Source organism: Nocardia terpenica (genome assembly GCF_013186535.1).
Classification (GTDB): Bacteria; Actinomycetota; Actinomycetes; order Mycobacteriales; family Mycobacteriaceae; genus Nocardia; species Nocardia terpenica.
In genome coordinates this window covers 912,413-937,299 of record NZ_JABMCZ010000001.1, presented here as the reverse complement: position 1 = coordinate 937,299, position 24,887 = coordinate 912,413, and the positions used below count along the sequence as shown (strand labels likewise).

Here is a 24,887-nt window from a genome sequence, read left to right as displayed (position 1 = left end):
TCAGGTCTGCCCGGTCGGGAGCAGAGTGTTGGTGGGCGTTTTCCGGATCACCTGTCGACGGTGGAGCCACTGTCTTCGACGGTGTGGCCCTTGAACAGGAAGTTCGGACCGTAGGCGTAGTTGTCGATCAACTCGTAGAAACGCTCGATCGCCTCGCCCTGGCAGTGGGTCTCGAACGCTTCGGCGCTGTCGTATACCTCGTCGAGATAGACCCGATTGGGGTTGTTCTCGTCCCGGATCACCTCGAAACGCCGAGTGCCGGGCTCATTGGCCAGCGAGCCGTTGGCATCACCCAGGGCGGCGGCGATGAATTCCTCCCGCTTGGCCGGCGGAACGTCGAATTGAACGAGCACGTGATACATGCGTGTGGCTCCCTTGTTGTGTCGGGTGTTTCGCCGCTCGATTCGATGCGGCAGGTTCGACGACATTCACTGTGCGTGATCGGTGAGCCGGTAACCAGGCGTCGCTCGTCCCTGGGTGGTCGGGTCCCCGGGGTTGCCAGCACCACCTTGCCCGTGGGCCGGGATCTGTATGCCGGGGTCTGCATACTGGGGCCATGGACAACCGTGCGGAGTTGCGTGAATTCCTCCGATCACGCCGCGGCAGGCTCAAACCCGCCGACGTCGGCCTGCCGTCGAGCGGGGGCCTGCGCCGGGTGCCCGGACTGCGCCGGGAGGAACTGGCCATGCTTGCCGGGGTCAGCGTCGACTATTACGTGCAGTTCGAGCAAGGCCGCGTTCGGCAGGTATCCGACGCGGTACTCAATGCCATCGCCGGCGCGCTGCAACTGACCAAGTCGGAACGCACTCACCTGTGGAACCTTGCCAAACCCGCTCCCGCCCAGCAGGAACCGGGCGGACCGCAACACGTGCGCGCAGGGTTGCGTCAGGTTCTGGCCATCCTGGACCACATTCCCGCGTATGTGCTGGGGCGCCGATTGGACGTGCTGGCCTGGAGCGCCGGGGCCGCGCGGCTGATCGCCGACTTCCCTGCGCTACCACCGGAACAACGCAATCTCGCGCGCCTGGTGTTTCTGTCCGACACCGGACGGCGCGTGTGGGTCGACTGGGGAGACAAAGCATGCGACACCGTCGACCAACTCCGGCTCGACGCCGGCCGTCACCCCTACGACCCGCAACTAACCGATCTGGTCCGGGAACTCTCCGAACACAGTACCGACTTCCGCCGAATGTGGGCCGATCAAAACGTCCGCGAGAAAACCCACGGACACAAGCGAATACGCCACCCCACAGCAGGAGTGATCGGCATGGACTATGAAACCTTCCGACTACCCGACGACCCCGACCAAGCCCTGGTGGTCTACACCACCGCGCCGGGCTCGCCCGACGACACCATCCTGCGCTCACTATCAGCCCGATAAGAAGGAGGGTACCGTCCATTCGAGCGGGTGTCGGGTACCGGTTTTCCTCACCACCGGATGGGTGAGCTCGAGTGAGCAGGGTGCCAGCTATTTCCGCAGCGATATGGGTCGGGTTAGCCGAGCTGCAATACATCCACAGTCGCACCCCTGCCCCGGGCGCCGCAAATACTGCACGTACATGACCGAACGACGCCTCCCGCCGATGATCAAGGTCGATGCCCGCGACGGCGCGCCGCGCTCATCGCGAGCGCACCGACCGGCGGGATCCTCGAACACGACTGGGTACGACACCACGCCCGACACCGGCGCATTCCACTGCTTGCCCTCGTCGCACCGTTCACCAAACGGCTCAACTCAGGCGAGCAGTGGCAGCTTCCCTCCTATTCGCTCTATCCGCTGCCGTCGCTGCACTGCTTGGAAACGCTGCGGCGCTGGTCACCGATCCGCCTGGAACCGGTGTCAGTGGTAGGTTTGCTGGATTCGAGCGAGATCGTCATCGGTGGTCGGGGCCGTGATGCCGAAATGGCGGCGCAAAATTTCGTGCTGGGTGAGCCGCTCGCCGATGGGCGCCGGTTCCATGAGTTTCTTCCACCGGGGTTCGAGCCGATCGAGAATGTAGCCGAGTTGGGCGCCGGTCTCGTAAGCCATGGTGCGTTCGAGGATCTTGCCTCGGTCGGGGTTCTGCTCGATCCAATCCAGTACCGCGGTGAAAGTGGAGGTCTGCCCCTGCTTGTTGGTCAGCACACCGACCTTGCCGCCCGTCAGGTCCGAGTAGCGGCGCTCCAAATATCGCGCGGTGCCCTCGATGGCTTCGGTGTTGTCCTGTGCGACCAGCTGCGGCCACCGCTGGTAGCGAGCGGCGCGCACCAGGGCGAGGTCGCGGGCTATCGCCGAGAACAGGGCCGGGTCGGCTTCGGTACCGAGGCGGTCGAGCAAGGCGAACTCGGTATGCAGCAACGAGAGATGATCGGCGCCGGTAGGATAATTCTCCACCCAGGTGGTCCGCCCGTTCCGATCGAAATCCCAACTTGCTTGTTTATAGTAGTGAAACGCCTCGTGCATCGAAAAGTATGGGAATGTGAGCGTCGGGTCGGTTTCGCGGGAGAACATATCCGGGTGGTATTTGAACGCGAGGACTTCCCTGCCGCTGAGGCGCAATGCGGTGAAATTGGCCGGGAACAGTAGCGAAAGGGACCGACCCCCAAGCGCCTTGGTAGCGAAGACGTCGTGCAGGTAGGGATTACCCGGGAAGTCGATCTTCCGGAATCCGGAAGTGTCCACGATTCCCGACGCGTTGACCAGATACATGTACCGCCAAACTATTCCACGGTCCTTCCTGGCGCGGATCAGCACCAGCGGCATCCGATCGTACCGATACTCGTTGTCCCACAGCCGTTCCGGTTGTGTAGCAAACGTTTCGTACTGCGTCGACAACTGATCGAACATCGCCTTGTCGGTCTCATCCAGTTCCGCGTATGTCGAACCCGGATTACGCAGAATCACGAACCAAATCACCCCAGCCATCAGGGCAACAATCGCACCGAAAATCGCGAGCAACACCAATAGTCGACGCCATTTTCTACCACCCCGACCGGCAAACGCACTCGATGCGATCATACGAAAACGCTATCACATCAGTGATCTACATTCGGCGAGCGCGCTGGCGGATGGCGGCGGACCGGGTATCCACCCCTGACCACCGGCACTCTCGACTATGACGGCGGTGGGGGTTTCTGCGCGATGAAGGGACAGTGGTCAAGCAGCTTGTCGGGCTGCTGGGACATGATGGTTTCGGATTCAATCGCGGTCAACCGCCCGAGGCGGGCTTGTCGACGTCGGCGGTGGTCGGTGCGTTCGATCCAGATGACTACCGCGATCCGCAACTGTTCACACGTGTCCCACCGCTGCCGGACCAAGAAATTGTGCTGGAGAGACTGAAAAACTTTCCATCGCGGCATTGTCGCCAGCCGCGCCGACCCGGCCCAACGACCCGGACGTGTCGAAACGGTTGAGCGCGTGAACAAATCGTCTTGAACGAAATTGAGGCCCGCGATCGGTGTGCAGGCACCGCGCGCCTTCGGGTCGTGGCCGTTCCTGGGCGTGTTCTCCACCACGCCCACATCACCGTCACCATCGCCGAACACAACATCCCCCACATCCAGCAACTATCCGAGGACTATCCCTCCGCACCACTGGCCACAACCGGACAGTTCTGTGACGGACCCCGCCGGGGGCGCAAATCATCGCTTACCCTGCGGTGATACCTGCCGTTGGATCGACACCCAGGGTGGTGGGAGTCCAAACATCCGGCATCTTCCGGTGGGAACTCCCCGTGGGGTCGACATGCGCTGGCGCTGGCGGATCTCTGCCCCTGAGGGCACCGGTAGGATGGGCAACTTGCTTGTGTCAACGCAAGCTGACCGCATCGGTACCCGGAGTAGGAGATCATGGCCCGCTACGCACTGCTTGTTCTGCCCGCGATGAACAGGGTTTATGCGGATGCTTCGGTTGGGTTGACGATGGCCGAGTTGGCGGCGTTCGATGCGTCGGTGTTGGGGGGGAAGGTATTTGATATACGGGAGACTGTTATCGGGGGGGTGCCGTATGTGAGCTTCGAGGCCGATGAGATCGGTGACAAGGATGCGGCGTTTCTGGCTAATATGTCGTCGGTCTTCGCCCTGTTCCGGATCGAGGGGGGATTGCTGGCGCCGGTGGAGCTGCGTTCGCTCGACAAGTTCGATGATGATCTGCTCACGATCCAGAAGTATCAGGGCAAGACCAATGAGCACTTCACGAAGCTGTTGCTCAATGTCACGTTGCTGGCCACTTCGTCGGCCCGGGAGATGCTCGATCGGAAATTCGCGCTCGTCGATCCGCTGTGCGGCCGGGGGACGACGCTCAATCAGGGGCTGATGTACGGGTTCGATGTGGCGGGGCTGGACATCGACAAGAAGGATTTCGAAGCCTATTCCACCTTTCTACAGACCTGGCTGAAGCGTAAGCGGCTCAAGCACACCGCGGAGGTGACGCGGATTCGGCGCGAGCACAAGACATTGGGGCAGAAGCTGGAGGTTTCGGTCGGCGTCACCAAGGAGGATTACAAGGCCGGGAACGCTCTGCGGCTCACCTATGTCAATGCGGACACCACGAAGGCCACGAGCTTCTATCGGCCGGGGACCTTCGATCTGGCCGTCGCGGACGCGCCGTACGGGGTGCAGCACGGTAGCCGCACCGAGCAGCACGGCCTCGCCCGCAACCCCCTGGATCTCGTCCGGGAGGCGGCTCCGGGCTGGGCCGCGCTCCTGAAGCCGGGGGGCGCCCTCGGCCTGTCCTGGAATGTCAATGTGGCCCGTCGGGATGCCCTCACGCAGGTGCTCGCCGACGCGGGGCTCGAGCCCGTGGAAGCGGGACCGTACCTGGATTTCGAGCACCGGGTCGATCAGGCGATCGTCCGCGATATCGTGGTCGCCCGGCGCCCCTGACCATCACCGCATGTCAGGTAGGTGTGCCGGGAAGGTGCTGATAGCGTCGGGGCCGTGACGTCTGCGGAGTCGGGGGCGGAGCCGAATGGTCCCTCGCGGTGGGATCACAAGCTGTGGGCGATCCCGGTCGTGGTGGCGATGGGATTGCTGAGCCTGCTGGCGATGTCGTATCTGGGGAGCGTTCTCGATCCCGAGCGGAATCTGCACGACTTTCCGCTGGTGCTGGTGAACAACGACCGGGGCGACCACGGGCGGGCCGTCGCCGACGAGATCGTCGCCGCGCTACCGGATGGCCGAGTGCGCCTGCAGGTTACCGATGCCGCCGAGGCCGAGCGGCAGCTGTCGCTGGGAAATACGTACGGCGAGATCGTGATTCCCGCCGACTTCAGCGCGCGTCTGGACGCCCTGGTGCGCCCGGCCACCGAGCGCGGCATGCCGCCGACCGTCGAGGTCCACACCAATCCGCGGGCGGGAACGACCGCGGTCACGATCACCCAGGGCCTGATCACCCCGGCCCTGGACCACGTGAACGCCGCCCTCGGCGCGCGCACCCTGGAGCGGGCGCGCGCGAACGGGGTGCCGCTGTCGGAGGCGGCGCTGGTGACGCTCGGCACGCCCCTCCGCATCACGACCACTCCTTACGATCCGCTGCCGGAGGGCACGGCCAACGGGATCTCGGCCTTCTATTTCACGCTGCTGGTGGTGTTCGCGGGCTTCACGAGCAGCATGATGGTCTACGTCGGGGTCGACACCGCGCTCGCGGACGGTCCGCCCGTATCCCGGTGGAAGGCACTGCTGTTCAAGTGGGCGCTCATCGGTGTGGTCGCGCTGGTGATGGCGGGGCTGTATCAGGCGATCGCCACCGGGCTGGGCATGCCCGTCGCCCATCACCTCATCCTGTACTGCTTCAGCGCCTTCGCGTCGCTGGCGATCGGGATGACCGCTCTGGCCAACCTCACCGTGGTGGCGACGGTGGCGACCGCGCTGCGGGCACCGGTGCTCAACACCCTCGGCATGCCGGTCAACATGCTGCTGTTCATCGCGCTGGGCCTGCCGTCCTCGGGCGGGATCATGCCCGTGCAGGCCACGCCCCGGCTGTACGGAGTGCTGTCCCGGTTCGAGCCGATGCACCAGGTGTTTCTCGGGGTGCGCTCGATCCTCTACTTCGACGCCCGCGCCGCGGCCGGGCTCACCCGGGCGGTGGCCATGTGCACGCTCGGCGTCGGCCTGGCCGTCGTGCTCGGGGTGCTGGCCACCGTCGGCTACGACCGGGTGCGGGCGGCCCGGCACCGCGACGAGCCCGCCGACGAAACCGCCTGAGCCGCAGACCGCGTCGGCCAGTTTGTCGCGTTCCGGCACGGGTAAGCCTCGGGTATGAACCGCGCACGAATCCGCGTCGCAGCGGTCGGTGATGTCCACCTGGGAACCGGCTCGGCGGGGCTGCTGCGGCCCGCGCTCGCGCGGCTGCCCGAGTGCGCCGACGTGCTGTTGCTGGCGGGCGATCTCACCCGGCACGGCACGCTCGACGAGGCCGCCGTGGTCGGCGCGGAATTCGCGGATCTCGGGGTGCCGGTACTGGCGGTGCTCGGCAATCACGACCATCACAGCGATCGGCAGGACGAGGTCGCCGCCCTGCTGACCGGATACGGCATCACGATGTTGGAGGGCGGCTCGGCCACGGTGTGCGTCGACGGCCACACCCTCGGCGTGGCCGGGGTGAAGGGGTTCGGCGGCGGTTTCGCGGGCCGGTGTGCCAGCGCCTTCGGCGAGCGTCTCATGCGCGAATTCGCCGGGCACACCGCCGATCTCGCGCGGGAGCTGCGAAAGGCGCTGGGCGAGTTGAACACCGACGTGACCGTGGCCCTCACCCACTACGCCCCCGCCGCCGACACCCTGCACGGCGAGCCCCGCGAGATCTATCCGTTCCTGGGCTCGTATCTGCTCGGCGAGGCCGTCGACGACTGCGGCGCGGATCTGGCCGTGCACGGGCACGCGCATCTGGGCACCGAATGCGGCGTCACGCCGGGCGGCATTCCGGTGCGCAATGTCGCCCAGCCGGTGCTGGGCGCGCCCTTCGCCGTTTACGAACTCGCCATCCCGCTGGAATCGGTTGCGGGCAGGCGGGATTCGCCGACCGCCTGATCGTCGGCGGCCTCGCCCTCGCGCAGGCCGATGCGGGTATGCCAGTGCGCCAGCGGACCGGGCGCCCACCAGTTGGCCCGGCCGAGCAGCCGCATGAACGCCGGAATGAGCAGGATGCGAATGAGGAAGGCGTCCATCAGCACGGTGAGGGTGAGGCCGACGCCGAACGCGCGCATGAACGAGACCTGCGAGGCGATGATCGCGCAGAACACCACCGCCATGACGGTGGCGGCCGCGGTGACGATCGCGCCGGTGCGGCCCAGGCCCATGGCCACCCACCGCCGGGTATCGCCCTTCCCGCGCAACCACTCCTCCCGCATCCGCGACAGCACGAAAAGCTCGTAGTCCATGGACAATCCGAAGGCCGTGCAGGCGATCAGCGGCGGCATGGCCGCGAAGGTGGCCCCGGTGCTGAGCGTGCCCAGCGCGCCCAGGTGGCCGTCCTGGAAGATCCACACCATCGCGCCGAAGCAGACGCCCAGCGCCAGCAGATTCATGATCAGCGCCTTGATCGGCAGCACCAGGCTGCCGGTGAACAGGAACATCAGCACGAAGGTCACCAGCGCGACCAGCGCCAGCACCAGCGGCACCCGGCCGACGATGCCCGCGACATTGTCCTGATCGCGCTGCGCGAGCCCGCCGAACAGCACGGGGGCCGGGGCGGGCACCGATTTCAGCGCCGCGAGCTGATCCTTCCCGGCGGCGGAGTACGGGTCGCGCGAGGTCGCCACCGAGAGGTAGGCGGCGTCGCCGCGCTGCCCGGAGCCGAAACTCACCGTGCCGAGCCGGTTTCCGCCGACATAGATGCCGTCGGGCGCGCTGACACCGGTGACGTCGGGCACCCGCGACAGCGCCGCGGCGTAGCGGTCGAGCGCGTCGCCGGGCCCGATGCCGTCGGGCAGCACCACGCGCACCGTCCCGGCCACGTTCTGGCGGAACTCCGCGCGCATCACATCGCCCACCTGGCGGGCCGCCGCCGCGTCCGGCAGCACGCGATCGTCGGGGTAGCCCAGCTTGATGCCCAGCGCGGGCAGGCCCAGCAGCACGAACAGCGCGGTGATCAGCACCGCCACCGGGACCGCGTGGTCGACCGCGAATCCGGCGATGCGATACCAGCGGGTCTGCTCCGGGGTGCGGCGCGGCGGATGCGGCGCCCGCCCGAACAGGCGGCGCACCGGCCCGCGCAGATCGGCGCTGTCGATCCGGTCGCCGAGCAGCACCAGCAGCGCGGGCGCCACCACCAGCGCGCCCAGCAGGCTCATCGACACGCCGATCAGCCCGGCGTAGGCGATCGACTTCATGAAGTACATCGGGAAGATCAGCATCATGGACACCGTGAGAATCAGCGTCAGCGCCGAATAGGTGACCGTGCGCCCGGCCGTCGCCATCGTGCGCCGCAGCGCCTGCTCCCGGGGCGCGCCCTGCGCCACCTCCTCGCGATAACGGCTCACGATGAACAGCGAATAGTCCACCGCCAGCGCCATTCCCAGCGCCACGGTGATGTTGAGCGCGAAGATCGACACGTCGGTGAACTGGTTGAGCGCCCGCAGCAGCGCCGTCGAGATGCCGATGGAGAACGCCGAGATCAGCAGCGGCAGCAGCGCCGCCACCGCGCTGCCGAAGATCCAGACCAGCACGAGGAAGGTGAACGGGATCGCGAGGGCCTCGATGCGGATCAGGTCCTGGCGCGACTGCCGGTTGATGTCGTCCATGGCGACGGCCTGGCCGCCCGCCTGCACACGCACGCCGTCGGCCGTGCCGCCCAGTTCCGCGGCGAGGGCGCGGGCGCGCACCGGCGCCTGCCCGTCGGACCCGGCCACCAGCGCGGTGACCAGCCCGGTGTGCCGATCGGCGCTGACCAGCGGCGCCGAGAAGGGTTGCGGCACCGACCAGTACGAGATGATCTCGTCGACCACGCCCGACCGTTGCAGCGTGTCGGCGATGCGGCGGCCCGCGGCCTGGGCGGGCGGGCTGTCGACGCCGCCGGGGGCGGACACGGTGAACACGACCGAGATGCCGCCGACGCCGAAGTCCCGCGCGAGCGCCTGCTCGCTGCGCGACCACTCCGACCGCGGATCGTCGTAGCCGCCCGCCGGGAGCTGCTCGGCGATCGGCAGGCCGAACACACCGGCCACGAGCAGCAGCAGCGTGGCCACCCCGAGCACCCGCCGCGGCGCCCGCAGGGCGAGTCGAGCCAGTCCAGTGAAGAGCACGGTCAGCCTCCCCGTCGCAGACGCATCCACCGGCAGACGACCGACCGATGGTTCATCGACATACCGATAGTCGGTAATATAATTTGGGTCACTATGGTGGTCAAGACTCGACGCGAGGAATACGCGGCCCTCACCCGGGCCGCGATCGTGGATTCCGCCCGCACCCTGTTCGTCGATCCGGGCTATGCCGACGCCTCGATCGATGCCATCGCCGCGGCGGCCCGGGTCAGCAAGGGCGCGGTGTACCACCACTTCGCGGACAAGCGCGCGATCTTCGAGGAGGTGCTACGCAGCGAATTGCGTTCCGGGATAGAGCAGGTCGTGGCCCGCACCGCCGACTCGCAGCGCCAGGACGGCTTCGACGGCCGCGCCTTCGCGCTGGCCGGGGCGACCGAGATGCTCACCCTGTTCGGCACCGACCCGGTGAAACGCTCGCTGCTGCAACAGGGTCCGGCCGTGCTGGGCAGCGAGCGCATCCGCCGGGTCGACGAGGGTCAGGTGCTGCCGCTGATCCGGGCGCAGCTGACCACCATCGCCGAGCGCGGCCAGCTGCGGCCGGAGCTGCCGATCCCGCTGACCGCGCGCATCGTATACGGGCTGCTGCTCGCGGCGGCGGGGGCGATCTCGGCGGATCCGGACCCCGACGCGGCGAGCGAGGCGGCGACCCGGGTGGTGGATCGGATGATCACCGGGCTGTTCGTTCGGCCCGAGGACCGGTGAGCACACCGCCCGCGAGGCGGCCGCGGAAATCGGCGAACTCCGGGATGGGGCCCTTGCTGTCGAAGGGAATGCTGAACGGTTTCAACGAGTTCCCGAAGACCGAGCGGTCCCCGCACAGGTGGATGGGGATCACCAGCAGCGCCCACTCGAACCCGAAGATCCAGCCCCACAGGCCGATCACCACGGCCTGCGTGATCCAGGTGTGCATGACGTTGTAGAGCACGTAGTAGACCTTCGAGATGCGGCCGTCGCCCCCACTGGCCAGCGAGCGCCGCTCGGCGATGAGGCCGGGGATGTAGCCGATCACGTCGATGTAGACGAACAGCAGCACCGCGGGCAGCCAGCGCACCTCGCCGATGTGCGCGATGAACAGCGCCAGCGAGACGAACAGGGCGACCAGATTCTCCAGCCGGGTCAGTTTGAAGGTGATGTCGCTCTCGAAGTGGTTGTAGGCGTCCATGTCTCAGCTCCCCGCTACCGCGATCCGGTCGGCCACCACCGCGGCGACCGTCGGGTCGTCGATGACCTCCCCGTCGCCGAGCAGCCGCAGCACCGCGACCGCCAGCCCCTCCTTGAGTACCTTCGCCGCCAGCGGCTCCATGATTCCGGCGAGGCTGTCGATACCGAAATCGAAGGTGGTCTCGAAATACAGGTCGCAGCCGAGACCGTCCGGCTCGATCCGCCACGAGCCGCGGAACATATCGAAATCGCCCGCGGTCTGTTCGAAGACGATCCGCCGCCGGTCGGGCTGGAAGTAGTCGACTTCCGTCCAGCGCAGCGGGCCGTTGCGGAAGAACACCTCCCAGTCGCTGGTCGCGGGCGCGCCGTCGGCGCCCGGATGGACGACCACCGAGTGGACGTCCTCGGACATCGCGGCATAGTTCTCCAGCCTGCCCACGCGCCGGAACGCCTCGTCGGCGTCGACGCGTTCCGAACGCAGGTGCAGTTCGGCAGTTCGCATGGTCCACTTCCGTTCTCAATGTCGGAACACGGGTGAGCTCGCGGCCTCGTCGAAGGTCTCGAGCAACAGATCCGCCTCGGCGTCGGTGAGCACCGCGGGCGGGGTCAGGCGCAGCACCCGGTCGCAGTTCAGCGACAGGTTCGCCACCACGTGCCGGGCCACCAGTTCGACCAGCAGCGCGCCGGTCAGGCCGGGGTCGGCCAGTTCCACGCCGATCAGCAGGCCCTGCCCGCGCACCCGGCAACCGTGCGCGGCGAGGCGGCGCGCGGCGATCTCGGTGAGGCCGTCGCGCAGTCGCGTGCCGAGGGCGGCCGCCCGGGCCACCAGGTCGTCCTCGGTGATCGCCCGGATCGCCCCGCACACCGCGGCCATGGCGATGGGCACCGCGGAGAAGGTGGAGGTGTGCAGGAACGGGTCGCGGTCCAGCGGGGCGAACACCTCGGGCGGGGCGAGCACCGCCGAGACCGGAATCACGCCGCCGCCCAGGCATTTTCCGGACAGCAGGATGTCGGGGCGCACCCGCTCCCGGTCGCAGCCCCACCACGCGCCGAGGCGGCCGAGGCCGGTCTGGATCTCGTCGACCACCAGCAGCGCACCGTATTCCGAGCACAGCGCGCGCACCGACGTCAGATAGCCGGGCGGCGGGATCACCACGCCGTTCTCGCCCTGCACCGGTTCGAGCACCACGCACGCCTCGCCGGGGTAGCGTTCCAGTTCCGCGGCCAACGCGCCGGTGTCGCCGTAGGGCACGGTGACCACGCCGGGCAGCAGCGGGCGGAACGGGTCCTGGAAGGCGGGGCGGCCGGTAATCGACAGCGCCCCCAGGGTTTTGCCGTGGAAGCCGCCCGTGGTGGCGATGAGTCGGCGGCGGCCGTTGACGCGCGCCAGCTTGATCGCCGTCTCCACCGCCTCGGCGCCGGTGCAGCCGAAGTACACCCGCTCCAGTCCCGCGGGCGCCACGCCGAGCAGTGCCTCGGCGGCGCGGGCGGCGGTGGGCTCCAGGAACAGCCGGGTGCCCACCGGATGGGTGTGCAGCTGCCGCTGCACCTCCTCCACGACGAGGGGATGGCGTGCGCCGGTGAAGAGTACGGCGTAACCCCCGGCGTTCAGGTAGCGCTCGCCGTCGCTGGTGGTGAGCCAGGCGCCCTCGGAGTGGACCTCGACCTGACCGCCGAGCATGGCGGCCAACCGGGCCCGCCCGGCCGACAGGGAGCGCCGGTATCGATCGGCGACCCAGGCGGGATCGACGGTATCCGTTGTTGTCATCGGGACTCCTCTACGACAGCCGCAGCACGCCGCCGCGCAGCGCCGCCGCCAGGGCGGCGTGGGTGCTGACCCGGGTCGGGGGATGGAAGGTGACGCAGCGGGTGGCGGTGGCCAGATAGGCGACCTCCTGCCCGCCGATGAACGCGATGCCGCCCAGCGCCTCGACCGCGAGCGCGACCGCGTCGGTGATCGCGTCCTGCGCGCCGTAGCGGGCGGTCACGGCCAGCGTCAGCAGCCGGTTGTCGGGCTCGTCGGTCACGAGCCTGCGGGCGACCGAATCCAGCAGCAGCGCGGCCGTTTCCAGCCGCACGCCCAGCGCCGACAGCAGTTCGGTGCCGCGGCGGGAGTCGGCGAAGGCGCGCTCGGCGAGCGCGCTGGCCATGCCCAGGTAGCAGGAGGTGATGAGCACCTCGAACCAGATGAAGCCGACCGTCTGCAGCGCGTCGAGTTCGCCGCTGTCGCCGATCTCGGCGTCGACCAGCAGCCGGTCGTCGACGAAGACGTCCTCGAGGCGCACCTCGTCGCTCTCGGCGCCGGTCAGCACCGGCGCCTGCCAGAACGGGTGCACGGAGACGCCGGGCGTGGCGGCCGGGACCAGCATGAGTTTCAGTTCGCTGCCGCCGTTGTCGGTCGGCACGGCGACGCTGGCGCTGAACAGATCCATCGAGCGCGACATGCTGCACGGCTTCTTCGCGCCCGACACCCGGATGCCGCCTTGGTCGCGCACCCCGGTCATGAGCGGCGACAGCACGCCCTGGCCGGGCCTGCCCTCCGCGAATCCCGAAGCGACCAGCAGGTTCTGGTCGGCGATGGCGGCCAGCAGGGCGCGCTCCTCCGGGCTGGGTTCGAGGGTGTCGGTGACGGCGAACAGGCTCGCCAGCGAGAAGTGGTGCATGGCGGTCGCGACCGCGAGCGAGGGGGACGCCGCGCCGATGGCGCGCAACACCTCCACCGCGTCGGCCGCCGAACCACCCAGGCCCCCATACTCTTTCGGGATGACCAGCCCCGGCCCGCCGCAGCCGCGGAACAGGTCCAGGCCCGGATTGCCGGGCTGCTCCCAGTCCAGCAGCGGCACCTCCGCCAGTTTGCCGAGCAGGCCCGGCAGCAGCGCCTCGCAGCGGGACCGGGCGCGATCCAGGGTGTACATCAGGATTCACCTCCGAGCGGAGCGGGAACGATGGCCGGTGTGCCCGAACCGGATTCGACGATCGCGACGCTCTGCAACCGGGTGGTGCGCAGCACGGGATAGCTCGCCTCGCCGAACACGCCGCCGGTGACGCCGGTGCCGCCCTGCGGGGCGAGCGGGGCCAGATAGCCCAGGTGCGAGTCGTTGATCTTCAGCACGCCGCCGTTGTCGACGTCGCGCAGGAACCGGTCGATCACCGCGGGATCGCGCGCCCACAGCGAGTTGCGCAGGCCGTAGGGATTGGAGTTGGCGAAGTCGACGAACTCGTCGAGCAGCCGCGACTCGTCGGCGGGATCGGGCACCACGACGGGCAGCAGCGGGAAGAACGTCTCGTGCGCGACGGCGTCGACCTCGCGGGCGGCGGCCAGGCCGTCGACGCGAACGATGGTGGGCGCCAGGAAGAATCCGCGCTCGTCGCGATTGCCGTCGAAGTCCATGCCGTGGCCGCCGGTCACCACCCGCGCCCCCTTGCGCACCGCGTCGGCGAGGACGTTGCGGTAGCCGTCCTGGCGCAGCACGGGGGCCAGCAGGGCGCCGGGCTCCTCCGGATAGCCGGGGCGGACCTCGCGGGCCCGTTCGACCATGAGCGCGATCAACTCGTCGGCGACGGCGGGGTGGACCAGGGCCTGATTGGGCAGCATGCAGATCTGGCCGGAGCCGAAGAAGCTCTCGACGAGCACCGCCGCGGCGGCCGGGAGATCGGCGTCGGCCCAGACCAGGACCAGGTCGTTGCCGGACAATTCGAGGATCGGCTTCTTCCCCGCGGCCACGCAGAGCTGTTCGTATTTGCGGCCGCTCTCGACGCTGCCGACGTGGATGATGTCGGCGACGTGGGGGCTGTTCAGCCAGGTCTCCATCATCGGCGCGGGCTGGCCGCACACCACGTTCAGGGTGCCGGGCGGCGCGCCGACCGCGTCCAGGGCGGGCGCGATCACCTCGCGCATCGTGTACATGATGCTGAGCGGGACGGTGCGCGGGGCCCGCACCACCACGGTGTTGCCACCGAGGACCGCGGCCGCGAAGAAGGCGGCGCTGACCGTCGGCGAGTTGGCGGGCGGGTTCACGCACACCACGCCGTCGGGGCGGCGGCGGATGACGATGCGGCGTCCGTCGCGGCGGGTCTCCCACCACAGCTGGCCGCGCAGATACGCCAGGGCCTGCGGGCTGTAGGAGTCGATGATCGCGCCGACCTCGAAGCGCGCCACCGCGATCGGGTGGCCCTCCTCGACCATGAGGTGCTCGATCGCCTCGCGGTGTTCGATGAGATTGGCGTGGATGCGGGCGCCGACGGTATCGAAGCGCGCCTCGAGCGGGAACGCGCGCCAGGTCGGGAAGGCGGCCGCGGCGGCGCTCAGCGCATCCGCCACCGCGTCGGCGTCGGCGACCGCCACCCGCGCGACCACCGCGGGCGGCAGTTCGGCCGGGGCGGCCGGATCGCCGCGCTCCAGTTGGCGTTTGAGGGCCAGCATGGCGAAGGTGTCCTCGAGTATCGCCGTGGCCGAGAATACGTACACCCAGTGGTCGCCGGGCACGTCCTTGCCCGCGATGTAACTGCCGTAGGAGGCGATCCCCTGCTCGGTGATGCTCGCTGTCATGTCGTCTCCTCAAGATTCGGTCGCGACCAGTCTCGGCCGGGGCGCTGAAACGGTTCTGAAATCCGGCCGGGGCGACTTCAGGGCTACGTCAGACCCCTTGGCGCACAATCATTCCCGTGACCGCATCCGATGCCCTCGACACCGACCACGCCGGTCGGCTCGCGGTGCTGGCGGCCCACACCGACAACCCGAGCGCCTTCCTGGCGCTCAATCGGGACAAGACCTGCTTCACCACCCCCGGGATCGACGGCTTCGTGGCCTATCGCCGGGTGGGGTGGTACTGGGTGCAGTTCGGTGGGCCGTTCGCTCCGGGGCCGGACCGGGCGCGGCTGCTGGCGGACTTCCTCGCCGCGGCGCGGGCGGCCCGGCGGCGCGTGGTCGCCGTGCAGGTACCCCGCGACGACGCCGATCTCTATGCCGGGCACCGGTTTTCGGTGAACCAGCTGGGCGCGTCCTATGCGCTCGAGCTGAACGGCTGGAGCCTGGGCGGGAAGCGGTTCGTGCGGCTGCGCAACAAGATCTCGCGGGCCAAGCGGGCCGGGCTGACGATCGAGGAGATCGATCCCGTCGCGCACGCCGAGACGCTGGCCGCGATCGACGCGCAGTGGTTGCGCGGCAAGGGCCGCCGGGCCCACGAGCTGGCGTTCACGATCGGTGAGATCGGCGGGCCGCTCCAGCCGTGGCGCAGGCTGTTTCTCGGCACCGTCGACGGCACGCCGATCGGATACATCTCCTACGCACCGGTATTCGGCGCGCGGTCCGGGTGGCTGCACGACCTGAGCCGCCGCCGCCCCGAGGCCCCGCCCGGCGTGATGGAGGCGGTGAACCTGCACGCCATCGAGCGCTTCCGCGAATCCGGCTGCGCCTGGCTACATTTCGGCTTCACCCCGTTCACCGGACTGTCCGACGAGCACCTGCACCCCAGCGCCAGCCGCCCCGCCACCCGCATGCTCCGCGCGGCCGAACGCCGCGGCGGCCTGTTCTACCCCGCCGCCACCCAGCTCGAATACAAACTCAAATGGCAACCCACCGCGACGATCCCCGAATACGTAGCCTTCCGCGGCCGCGTAGCCCCCGGCGGCATCCTCGCCTTCCTCCGCGCCATCAAGGCCATCTGATCCGAAAGGAGTTCTCCAGCAACTTGTTTCAACCCCCGGAAGGGTACTCGAAGTGGCCCAACGAGGACCGGCCCCGCCGGTCGGGCTCATAGCCCACGCAGGTTCGAATCCTGCCCCTTCCGCTTGGATCCCGGCCAAAAGCGTGCCGGGAAAAGAAAATGGACGCATGCCGGGAAAAGAGATACGCACGCGGAGACAGGCGCACGCCGGGAGAAGAAAGACGCACGCGGGGACGCGCACGCGGGGAGAGAAGGACGTGCGCAGGAAGGGAGAGGCGCACGCCGGAATGAAAGGCGCACGCCGGGAACGAGACAGGAGCGCCTTGGAACGAGACAGGAGCGCCTTGGGGAGAAGGACCATCCGGGCGGGTTCCTATCTTGAACCCGGCGGCTTCTCTTGATCCCGATGACTTCTCATTTTCCCGGCGGCTTCTCACCTTGTTCCCGGCATGCTTTTCACCTTGTTCCCGGCATGCTTTTGGCCGGGATCTCTACCGGTGGGTGGCGAGGACTCGAGGGGTCGGGGTGTGCAGAAGGGTGCGGAGGCCTGGGCCCGGGGAGATGCCGAGTTCGGTGCGGAAGACGTGGTCGGCGGAGCGGTAGGCGGCTACGGCTTCGGCGTGGCGGCCCAGGCGTTGGAGGGCGAGGATGAATTGTTCGCGGAGGCGTTCGTCGAGGGGGTCGTCTTCGATGAAGGCGGGGGCGGCGAGGGCTACGTCGCGGGGGCGGGCGGTGGCCAGCCAGGCGTCGAGGAGGACCTCGCGGGCGCTGGTGCGGAGGCGGCGCAGTTCGTCGGCGGCGGCCGCGGCGCGGGGGCCGTCGGCCACGTCGACCAGGGGGTCGCCGCGCCATTGGGACAGGGCGTCTTCCAGCATGGTGGCGACCACCGAGGGGACGGCGAGGCCGCCGGGGGCGTCGCGGCGGGCGACGGCGAGGGCGTGGGTGACCCCGTCGGTGAAGCGGTGGGCATCGACGGCCGAGCGGTCGACGGCGAGCCGGTAGCCGGAGCCGACGGTCTCGATGGCGCTTGTGTCGCAACCGTTCTCGTGCAGCCAGCGCCGGAGCCGGGCCACGTGCGCGTGCAGGGCGTTGACCGCGTCCTTGGTGGTGTCGGCCAGGCCCAGTTCCTCGATCAGTTCGTCGCGGCGCAGGAATCGCTCGGAGTCGAGGGCGAGCAGCGCCACCATGCTCCGCAGCTTGGTCCCGGCCAGCGGCGCCACGGCCCCGCCGACGGTCGCCCGCAGCGGGCCGAGCACCCCGACCTCGAGCCGCCCGCTCACGCGAATCCCCGTTCCGCACCGGGCATCTCGTCGACCTCGGCCGCGGCGCGGGCCAGGGTCGCGCCCGCCGCGGCGTGCACGGTCAGCACGATGCGGACCCGCCCGGCGTCGCGCTCGCTCACCCGGCCGCGGATCTCGATCGGCAGGCCCACCTCGTCGTCGGGCACGAAACCCGGTCGCACGAACCGCATGTCGAACGAGGTCAGCGGCGCGTCGGTCCACCGACCCACCGCGCGCCCGGCCAGGGCCATGAGCAGCATGCCGTGCGCCAGCACGGTCGGCAGCCCCACCGCGCGGGCGGTGCGCTCGCTCCAGTGGATCGGATTGAAATCGCCGGAGGCCCCCGCGTACCGCACCAGATCGGCGCGATCGATGCGGCAGGTCACCGGCTCCAGCGTCGCGCCCACCGCCAGAGCGGCCGTAATCGTCTCCGCCGCAGCGGATTTACCGGCGGTCATGACGACGCCCCGTTCCGGCCGACGGTGCCGAACTGCACCATCATCGCCGTGTACACGGTGATCCGTAACTCCCCCGCCACCGACAGCCTGCTGCACAGATCCAGCTTCGTCACCCGGGCACCGTCCGGAGCCGTGGTGTCCCTGCGGTTTTCGATCGTCACCGCGCAGTCCACATGCTCGCCCGCGCAGATCGGCCGGTGGTACACGAACCGCTGGCCGGTGTGCAGCACGGCGTCGGTCTCCGGATCGATGCCGAGCTCGGCCGTCGCCACCGCCTCGATGTGCGGGCGCAGCACGACCATCGAAAACGTCGGCGGCGCAACAACACCCGGATACCCGGCGGCCCTCGCGACCGCCGGATCGTGCCGGATCGGCGCGTCGTCGCCGATGGCCGCGGCGAATTCGCGAACCTTCTCGGTCGCCACCGGATACGACTGCGCCGCGGTCCGTTCCGGCCCCCGTATCGACACGGTCATGACTCGCTCCCTTCCTGATGCGTGCGCCACCACCGCTGCCCCAGCGACGGCAGCGTCCGGATCGGGTCGTAGAACGGGTAGCGGCGCATCAGCGCCTCGGAATCCTCCCCGTCCACCCCGGTGCGATAGTTCTTGGTCCAGTACGAGATTCCGTGGATCCGGTCGTACTGCGACACCTGGTGCACCCACCGCTTGCCCACGTACGGCACGTCGCAGACCAGCCGCGGCGTCGCATAGCCGGGCAGATAGCCCATGATCGCCGACTGCAGCTGCTGCGCCTCCCACAGCGCGATCCGCCAGTGCTCGGCATTGGGGATCATGTCGCACATGTAGAAGTAGTAGGGCAGGATATTCGCCTCGCCCTGCAGCGCGAAACACAGATCCAGCAGGTCGTCGACGGTGGTGTTGACCCCGTGCAGCAGCACGCCCTGGTTGCGGACGTCGCGGATTCCCGCGTCCAGCATCGCGCGGGCGGCCTCGGCCACCAGCGGCGTCACCGACTGCACGTGGTTGACGTGGGTGTGCACCGCCAGGTTCACCGCGCGCTCGGCCGCGATGCGCCCGATCCGCGTCACGCCGTCGAGGATCCGCGGTTGCAGCCAGTGCTGCGGCAGGCCCGCGAGCGCCTTGGTGGCGAGCCGGATGTCGCGCACCGACTCGATCGCGAGCAGCCGCTCGAGGAACGACTCCAGTTGCGGCCACGGCACATTCGCCAGATCCCCGCCCGAGACCACCACGTCGCGCACGGACGGGGTGTCGCGCAGGTACTGCAGGATCCGGTCCTGCCGATCGGCGGGCCGCAGTTCCAGTTTGGTCTTGGACACCGTCGGCGTGGAGTTGCCGACCAGATCCATGCGGGTGCAGTGCCCGCAGTACTGCGGACAGGTGGACACCAGCTCGGCCAGCACCTTGGTCGGATACCGGTGCGTCAGCCCCTCCACCACCCACATCTGCGCCTCGTGCAGCGAATCGCGCTCCGCGTAGGGGTGCGAGCAGTTCACCGGGTCGCGGTCGCTGAGCACCGGAATCATGTACCGGCGCACCGGATCCCGATAGAACGCCTCGGTGAAGGCGCGCCGCTCGGGGCGGGCGACCGGGGCCATGGTGTTGAGCATCTGCGGCGGCAGCAGCATCGACATGGTGGAGTAGCGGGCCTGATCGGCGGCCAGGTCCTCGAGGAATTCGTCGGCGAGCAGATCGCCGAGCACCGCCCGCAGCTGGCCGATGTTCTTCACGCAGTGCGCGCGCTGCCATTGCGGATCGCGCCACTGGGCGGTCGTCACCTCGGACCAGGCGGGGAAGCGCCGCCAGTCCGGTTCCACCAGTTCGGGGCGGACGTACCGGTACGGCTGGTCGGTCGCGGCGACGTAGCCCGCGCGCCGCAGGTCGGTCGCGATCGTCACGACGTCACCCCCGATCCGATTCCCGTGGCCGCGGGAGCGAATTCCGGTGCGGCCCTTGATGTTCGGTCGAGCAGTTCGTCGGCGACCCGGCGGCCCGAGCGAATCGCGCCCTCCATCAATCCGAAGAACCGCGGGCTGGTCTCGGTGCCCGCCCAGTGCACCCGGCCGTGCGGCGCGCGCAGCGCCGGGCCCAGCCGCAGCCAGTCGCCGGGCCCGAACAGGGCGGCGTAGCAGCCTCGGCTGTATTCGGCGGCGACCCAGTCGGTGACCAGGCAGTCGCGGGGCGGCGGCAGTTGCGGGAACGTCCGCCGCACCTGATCGATGACCTCGGCGCGCTGCCGCTGCGGCGGCAGGGCGGAGAAGGCCGTGGCCTCGGCGCCGGTGACGAATCCGGTGAGCACGCCCACCGAGCCGTCCGCCGGTGAGTCGTCCACCGTCGACAGCAGCGGTCCCCGCGCGCTCACCGACCAGCCGGACAGGCCGTGCTCGCGCCACAGCGGCGCGGGGTAGATCAGGTGCACCTTCACCGCGCAGCCGCGACCGGTGACGGCCGTGGCCCGCGGGGCGGCGAGCGCGGGCCGGTAGTCGACGGCCTGCGCCAGCAGCGGCGGCACCGCCATCACCACCGCGTCCGCGCGGTGGCGCACCGGTCCGTGTGGCGAATCGCAGTGCACCGCAACGCCGTCCGGGCCCTGATGCACCGCGCGCACCGGGTGGCGCAGCCGCAGCCGATCGGCGAGCGGCGCGGCCAGGCTCTCGCACAGCCGCTGCGCGCCGCCGTCGACCCGCCACTGCTGGGCGCCGCCCTCGAAGGCGTTGAGGTAGCGGATGCCGCCGCCGGAACGCAGGTAGAAGGCCATGTGCAGCACCGAGATCGCCGCCGGGTCCGCGGCCATCATCTCGCCGAGGAACAGGGGGAAGAAGGTGTGGGCATCGGGATGGGTGAGCTGTTCGCAAGCCCACTGCGCCACCGTCGTTCGATCCATGCGCTGGGCGTCGCGGCCGTGCCAGGGGGCCTCGGCCGAGACCTCCTCGACCAGATCCTCGAGCCGATCGAACAGCTCGCCGAGGGCGACCGCGTGCAGCGGCGGCACCCGGCTGGCGCGCACCATCCGCCGGTCGGTGACGGTGAAGACGCTGTCGCCCGCCATCTCGGTCGGGGCCGTGCCCAGGCCGTGCGCGGCGAGCAGCGCCAGCAGTTCGGTGTGTCGCACGCCGAGGTAGGCCGCGCCCGCGTCGGCGCACACCCGCGGCGCGACCGGGATGCCGTGCACCCGGCCGCCGACCCGATCGCGGGCCTCCAGCACGAGCACATCCGTTCCGGCGCAGGCCAATTCGGTGGCGGCCACGAGCCCGGCCAGGCCGGCTCCCACCACGATCACCCGGTGCGGCCGCCCGGTCATCGGGCCACGCTCGCGACCTTGGCCGACAGGGCGCCGGCCGACGGAGCCTCGGCGAACTCCTCGAACGACAGCTCGGCGCCGAACTCCCGGGCGATCGCGCTGAGCACCCGGGTGGCCAGCAGCGAATCGCCGCCGAGCTCGAAGAAGTCCGACGTCGCGGTCACTTCCCCGGATTGCAGGACTCTACTGAATATCTGGACGATACGTTCGGCGGTCATCGGCCGACTCCTCGACTCGGTGGATCCATGGTGCCGGTGCTTCGGCGCTGTACCGCGGCTCGGTCGATCTTGCCGCTGGCCGTGGTGGCCAGTGCCGGAAGGATTTTCACGATGCCGGGCACGAACTGGCCGGGCAGCCGCTGGCGCAGGTGAGCGGTGAGCTCGGCGGGCTCGACCGGCGAGCGCACGGTGACGTAGGCGACGAGGGCGGTGCGGCCGAGGCGCTGTTCGCCGATGACCACGGCGGCGGTCACCGCCGGGTGGGTGGTCAGTTGCGCCTCCACCTCGGCCGGATTCACCCGCACGCCACGGACCTTCACCTGATCGTCGAGCCGCCCGCGCGGATGCAGCAGGCCGTCGTCGCCGCGGGCCACCAGGTCGCCGGTGTGGAACCAGCGGCGCGGCCCGTCGCCGTGGTCGGCGATCTCGAAGCTGCGGGCGGTCTGCTCGGGCTGATCGAGATAGCCGAGAGCCAGTGCGGGCCCGGCGATCAGCAGCTCACCCTCCTCGGTGACGTGCTCGCGCACGTGCGGCAGCGCCCGGCCCAGCGGGACCCGATCGTCGGCGTCCCCGGTCAACTCGGCCGCGTGGGTGATCAGCGTGGTTTCGGTGCAGCCGTAGGTGTTCAGCAGCCGGATCCCGGCGGTACCGGCCTGCCGCCACTGCCGCAGCCGCTCCGGCGCGGCCCCCTCCCCGCCGATCACCACCAGCCGCACGCACTCCGGCAGCCGGGCGTCCTCCTCGCGCAAATACAACACCAACTCGTGCCACATCGCCGTGGGCAGGTCGAGCACGGTCACCCCGCGCGCCGCCACCGCCCGCAGGAACCGCGGAAACGACCCGCTGTGCGCGTCATCGTCGAAAACCACTGCCGCACCGGCGGTCAGCGCGGGAAAGATCTCCTCGAAACAGGTATCCCAACTCAACGCCGCGAACTGCAACACCCGATCCTCGGGCGTGATCTCGAACAGCGCCCGCAACGACCCCACCGCGGCGGACAATGCCCGGCGCGGGGTGACGACAGGCTTGGGCCGCCCGGTCGAGCCGGAGGTGAACAGCACATAGGCGGGCTGCTCCGCAAGCTCGGCCGGGGTGCTGCCGTGGTCGGCCGCGGTGCCATTACCGAGGTGTCCCATCATCCCGGCACGCTGTCCTCCTGTGATCCCGGCGTGCTTTTGGCCGGGATCAATCGCAACCCGCTGCGTACCAGTAGATTCCGGCCAAAAGCATGCCGGAATCACATCGTGCGGGCGGGCCGGTATGTCGGCGGGCGAGCTAGCCGGTGCGTCGGCGGACGAACGGGCCGGTGCGTCAGTGGGGGGCGTCGACATTGTGTCGACTATCGGAATGCCCGGTGGGGCAACCGGGTTCGGGGTGGCGGAGAGTAGGTACTCGGCGCCGATGGTGGTGGCCAGGGAGTGTTTGCGGGCTGGGGGGAGGGTGTTGTCCAAGGGGCAGTAGGCGCCGCCTGCGGTGAGGATGGCCAGGATTTGGATGATGGTGGCGGGGGTGTGGGAGGCCAGGACGCCTACTATGCCGGGGGTTGGGCCCAGGTGGGCGGCGGCGATGCGGACTCGGGTGTCGAGGTCGCGGTAGGTCAGGATGGTGTCGCCGTGTACCAGGGCGGGGCGGTCGGGGTGGCGGCGGACGGCGGCGGCGAAGTCGGCCAGCAGATCGGTGGCGGGCCGGGTGTGTGCAATCGTCTTGGGGCTCATCGCATCTCCTCAGCTGGCCTCGAGTTCGGCGCGGGGGTCCGCGACGGTGTGCTGGGTGAGCGCCACCAGCCGCTGGTGCCGGTGTGTCTCCGCCTCGGTCACCGCCGATCCGGCCATCGCTCGGCGCAGGATGGGCGCGGCCATCACCGAGGTCACGATCGCCACCAGGATCAGCACCGTGTACGCCTCGGTGCCCAGCACACCCAGCCGCAGCCCGACCAGCGCGATGATCACCTGGATGACGCCGCGCGCGTTCATGCCCGCGCCCAGCGCCACGCACTCGGTCCGGCTCAGCCCGCTGCCCCACCCGCCCAGCGCCGCGCCGAGGAACTTGCCGACGATGGCGACGGCGAGAATGCCCAGCGCCGCCAGCAACACCGGCCAGTGGGTCAGCGCGCTCAGGTCCATGCGCAGGCCGACCGAGGCGAAGAAGATCGGCGCCAGCACCGACATCACGAGCGTGTTCAGCGGGGCCAGCCGCCCCAGATCCACGCCGCAGGAACCGATCAGGATGCCGCAGAAGAACGAGCCCAGAATCGCCTCGAAGTTCATCGCCTGGGTGCCCGCCCCGGCGAGCAGCAGCAGCATCACCGCGGTACCGACCGCGATGGTCGAATCGCCGGTGGCCTCCGCCCGCCGCATCACCGTGCGCACCAGCGGGCGGCCGACGAACGCCGCGAACACGAGCACCAGCGCCAGCCAGCCGAGCGAGCTCGCGATGGTGGCGCCGCGCAGCCCGCTGGTCGCCATGGCCGACACCATCGACAGCAGCAGCCATCCGGCCGCGTCGTCGATGACACCGGCGGTCAGGATCAGCTGGCCGATATCGCGGTGGGTGAGCTTCAGCTCCATCAGCGTCTTGGCGATCACCGGGATGGCCGTGACACAGATGGCGACGCCCAGGAACATCGCGAACAGCGGCCGCCCGGTGTCGGCGGGCCGCAGCGGAACCGGAATCAGCAGGCCGACACCGACACCCAGGGCCAGCGGGATCAGCAGCCCGCCGAGGCTCACCTTCGCCGCCTTGCCCGCATTGCGCCGCACATGCCCCATGTCCAGCTGCATCCCGGCGAGACCGACCAGCAGCAGCACGCCGAGCTGGCCGATCCCGTCGAGCAGATGCAGCTGCTCGGCCTGAGCCGGGAACAGCCACCGGCTCACCGAGGGGATCAGGTGCGAGAGCACCGACGGGCCGAGCAGCACCCCGGCGGTGAGTTCGCCCACCACCGCGGGCATTCCGACGCGGGCGGCCAGCGCGCCCAGCGCCCGCGCGGCCGCCAGCAACACCGCCAACTGCACCAGCAGCACCAGCAGCTGATGACCCGGGATCGGCGGAATCGGCGCCGCGATGGCCAGGACCGGGGCACTCATCGACCCGGCCTCCGCAGCACGCCGCCGAGCCGGGTGCGAACATTGAACGCCCCGCGCAGCATCGCGTCGGCGGCCGAATTGTCCGCGGGCACCAGGCCGACCTGCCGGGCGAACGACAGCGGATCGCTGTACTCCCAGCAGGATCGGATCACCGGCCCGTCGAACTCGATCAGGTCCAGCCCGTGGAAGGTGACCCGGGTCCCGGTGGGCGACACGCCCTGGAAGGGGCCGCCGGTGAAGGTGCCGACCGCCTCCCACTGCACCGCCCGGGACGAACCCTCGGTGACCACGCGGCGGATTTCGATGTCGAAATCCGGGAAGGCGCACAGCATCTCGTCGAAGTAGCCGCGAATCTCGGTGCGGCCGCGCCGAACTCCGCGCGAGCCCAGATCGTAGACCGAGTCGTCGTCCCACCAGGGCGCGTCGCCGAGGTCGCGGCGGCGCAGCGCGTCGAACGAGGGCAGCAGGTCGAAGTACGGCCGCTGGGTGGCCTCGGTCAT

At 69.5% G+C, this 24,887-nt stretch carries 23 protein-coding genes, 1 tRNA gene and 1 pseudogene; 7 read left to right on the top strand and 18 right to left on the bottom strand.

Annotated elements, in window-relative coordinates:
* Window positions 1-47: 47 nt before the first annotated feature.
* Window positions 48-362, bottom strand: a complete 315-nt coding sequence (locus HPY32_RS04195) for a heme-binding protein (RefSeq protein ID WP_067585756.1) — start codon at window positions 360-362, stop codon at window positions 48-50.
* Between the two features lie 194 nt (window positions 363-556).
* Between HPY32_RS04195 and HPY32_RS04190 the strand changes: the two genes are divergently transcribed.
* The gene (locus HPY32_RS04190; protein WP_082870986.1) at window positions 557-1,381 is read left to right on the top strand and encodes a helix-turn-helix domain-containing protein; all 825 of its coding nucleotides are present in this window, start codon (window positions 557-559) and stop codon (window positions 1,379-1,381) included.
* 459 nt (window positions 1,382-1,840) lie between these two features.
* Here the strand turns inward: HPY32_RS04190 and HPY32_RS04185 are convergent, their stop codons facing one another.
* Window positions 1,841-2,998, bottom strand: a complete 1,158-nt coding sequence (locus HPY32_RS04185) for a hypothetical protein (protein ID WP_156674235.1) — start codon at window positions 2,996-2,998, stop codon at window positions 1,841-1,843.
* Between the two features lie 95 nt (window positions 2,999-3,093).
* Window positions 3,094-3,487 (bottom strand): annotated as a pseudogene (locus tag HPY32_RS04180) (hypothetical protein); the annotation flags it as partial.
* 341 nt (window positions 3,488-3,828) lie between these two features.
* On the opposite strand from HPY32_RS04180, the gene HPY32_RS04175 reads away from it, so the two are divergent.
* Genes HPY32_RS04175 through HPY32_RS04165 form a run of 3 tightly spaced genes read left to right on the top strand, consistent with a single transcriptional unit; the run spans window position 3,829 to window position 7,005 of the window.
* Window positions 3,829-4,863 carry a TRM11 family SAM-dependent methyltransferase gene (locus HPY32_RS04175; RefSeq protein WP_067583525.1) on the top strand — a complete coding sequence of 345 codons (1,035 nt, stop codon included), beginning with the start codon at window positions 3,829-3,831 and terminating at the stop codon, window positions 4,861-4,863.
* Window positions 4,864-4,917: 54 nt separating this feature from the next.
* On the top strand, window positions 4,918-6,183 hold the full coding sequence (locus HPY32_RS04170) for a YhgE/Pip domain-containing protein (RefSeq protein ID WP_082870984.1): 1,266 nt from the start codon (window positions 4,918-4,920) through the stop codon (window positions 6,181-6,183).
* A 54-nt stretch (window positions 6,184-6,237) separates the two neighbouring features.
* On the top strand, window positions 6,238-7,005 hold the full coding sequence (locus HPY32_RS04165) for a metallophosphoesterase family protein (protein ID WP_067583522.1): 768 nt from the start codon (window positions 6,238-6,240) through the stop codon (window positions 7,003-7,005).
* On the opposite strand, the gene HPY32_RS04160 is transcribed toward HPY32_RS04165, so the two are convergent.
* Window positions 6,945-9,218, bottom strand: coding sequence for an MMPL family transporter (locus HPY32_RS04160; protein WP_067585750.1), 2,274 nt, complete (start codon window positions 9,216-9,218; stop codon window positions 6,945-6,947). The two genes, HPY32_RS04165 and HPY32_RS04160, sit on opposite strands and share 61 nt — an antisense overlap.
* Before the next feature lie 93 nt (window positions 9,219-9,311).
* Between HPY32_RS04160 and HPY32_RS04155 the strand changes: the two genes are divergently transcribed.
* Complete coding sequence (locus HPY32_RS04155) at window positions 9,312-9,938, top strand: TetR/AcrR family transcriptional regulator (RefSeq protein WP_067583519.1); 627 nt, start codon at window positions 9,312-9,314, stop codon at window positions 9,936-9,938.
* Here the strand turns inward: HPY32_RS04155 and HPY32_RS04150 are convergent.
* From HPY32_RS04150 to HPY32_RS04130, 5 genes are read right to left on the bottom strand one after another with little or no spacing between them, the layout of a single operon-like run.
* Window positions 9,904-10,398, bottom strand: a complete 495-nt coding sequence (locus HPY32_RS04150) for a hypothetical protein (protein ID WP_067583516.1) — start codon at window positions 10,396-10,398, stop codon at window positions 9,904-9,906. The genes HPY32_RS04155 and HPY32_RS04150 overlap by 35 nt on opposite strands.
* Window positions 10,399-10,401: 3 nt before the next feature.
* Window positions 10,402-10,899 carry an SRPBCC family protein gene (locus HPY32_RS45565; RefSeq protein WP_067583513.1) on the bottom strand — a complete coding sequence of 166 codons (498 nt, stop codon included), beginning with the start codon at window positions 10,897-10,899 and terminating at the stop codon, window positions 10,402-10,404.
* A 15-nt stretch (window positions 10,900-10,914) separates the two neighbouring features.
* Window positions 10,915-12,165, bottom strand: a complete 1,251-nt coding sequence (locus HPY32_RS04140) for an aspartate aminotransferase family protein (RefSeq protein ID WP_067583511.1) — start codon at window positions 12,163-12,165, stop codon at window positions 10,915-10,917.
* A gap of 10 nt (window positions 12,166-12,175) precedes the next feature.
* Entirely contained in the window at window positions 12,176-13,312 is a 1,137-nt protein-coding gene (locus tag HPY32_RS04135) for an acyl-CoA dehydrogenase family protein (protein ID WP_067583509.1), read from the bottom strand.
* A complete protein-coding gene (locus tag HPY32_RS04130) occupies window positions 13,312-14,946 on the bottom strand; it encodes an aldehyde dehydrogenase family protein (RefSeq protein ID WP_067583507.1) in 1,635 nt (544 codons plus the stop codon). Before HPY32_RS04130 ends, HPY32_RS04135 begins: the two co-directional genes overlap by 1 nt.
* A gap of 116 nt (window positions 14,947-15,062) precedes the next feature.
* Between HPY32_RS04130 and HPY32_RS04125 the strand changes: the two genes are divergently transcribed.
* Together HPY32_RS04125 and HPY32_RS04120 are read left to right on the top strand one after the other, a co-directional pair.
* The gene (locus HPY32_RS04125) at window positions 15,063-16,064 is read left to right on the top strand and encodes a DUF2156 domain-containing protein (protein ID WP_067583505.1); all 1,002 of its coding nucleotides are present in this window, start codon (window positions 15,063-15,065) and stop codon (window positions 16,062-16,064) included.
* Between the two features lie 37 nt (window positions 16,065-16,101).
* Window positions 16,102-16,186: transfer RNA gene (locus HPY32_RS04120), tRNA-Gly, on the top strand.
* 368 nt (window positions 16,187-16,554) lie between these two features.
* Here HPY32_RS04120 and HPY32_RS04115 read toward each other — a convergent pair.
* From HPY32_RS04115 to HPY32_RS04075, 9 genes are read right to left on the bottom strand one after another with little or no spacing between them, the layout of a single operon-like run.
* Complete coding sequence (locus tag HPY32_RS04115) at window positions 16,555-17,343, bottom strand: AfsR/SARP family transcriptional regulator (RefSeq protein WP_171982710.1); 789 nt, start codon at window positions 17,341-17,343, stop codon at window positions 16,555-16,557.
* Window positions 17,340-17,801: a MaoC/PaaZ C-terminal domain-containing protein gene (locus HPY32_RS04110; protein WP_082870982.1), complete on the bottom strand. Its 462-nt coding sequence runs from the start codon at window positions 17,799-17,801 to the stop codon at window positions 17,340-17,342. The genes HPY32_RS04115 and HPY32_RS04110 overlap by 4 nt, the downstream gene beginning before the upstream one ends.
* Window positions 17,798-18,277 (bottom strand): FAS1-like dehydratase domain-containing protein, encoded by a 480-nt coding sequence (locus tag HPY32_RS04105; protein WP_067583501.1) that lies wholly within the window; start codon window positions 18,275-18,277, stop codon window positions 17,798-17,800. The genes HPY32_RS04110 and HPY32_RS04105 overlap by 4 nt, the downstream gene beginning before the upstream one ends.
* Window positions 18,274-19,680, bottom strand: a complete 1,407-nt coding sequence (locus tag HPY32_RS04100) for a KamA family radical SAM protein (RefSeq protein WP_067583499.1) — start codon at window positions 19,678-19,680, stop codon at window positions 18,274-18,276. The genes HPY32_RS04105 and HPY32_RS04100 overlap by 4 nt, the downstream gene beginning before the upstream one ends.
* Window positions 19,677-21,083: a flavin monoamine oxidase family protein gene (locus HPY32_RS04095; RefSeq protein WP_082870981.1), complete on the bottom strand. Its 1,407-nt coding sequence runs from the start codon at window positions 21,081-21,083 to the stop codon at window positions 19,677-19,679. The genes HPY32_RS04100 and HPY32_RS04095 overlap by 4 nt, the downstream gene beginning before the upstream one ends.
* Complete coding sequence (locus tag HPY32_RS04090) at window positions 21,080-21,301, bottom strand: phosphopantetheine-binding protein (protein WP_067583497.1); 222 nt, start codon at window positions 21,299-21,301, stop codon at window positions 21,080-21,082. Before HPY32_RS04090 ends, HPY32_RS04095 begins: the two co-directional genes overlap by 4 nt.
* Window positions 21,298-23,016, bottom strand: coding sequence for an AMP-binding protein (locus tag HPY32_RS04085; RefSeq protein ID WP_067583495.1), 1,719 nt, complete (start codon window positions 23,014-23,016; stop codon window positions 21,298-21,300). Before HPY32_RS04085 ends, HPY32_RS04090 begins: the two co-directional genes overlap by 4 nt.
* A gap of 9 nt (window positions 23,017-23,025) precedes the next feature.
* The gene (locus tag HPY32_RS04080; RefSeq protein WP_067583491.1) at window positions 23,026-24,387 is read right to left on the bottom strand and encodes a cation:proton antiporter; all 1,362 of its coding nucleotides are present in this window, start codon (window positions 24,385-24,387) and stop codon (window positions 23,026-23,028) included.
* On the bottom strand, window positions 24,384-24,887 hold the full coding sequence (locus HPY32_RS04075; RefSeq protein WP_067583487.1) for an ester cyclase: 504 nt from the start codon (window positions 24,885-24,887) through the stop codon (window positions 24,384-24,386). Before HPY32_RS04075 ends, HPY32_RS04080 begins: the two co-directional genes overlap by 4 nt.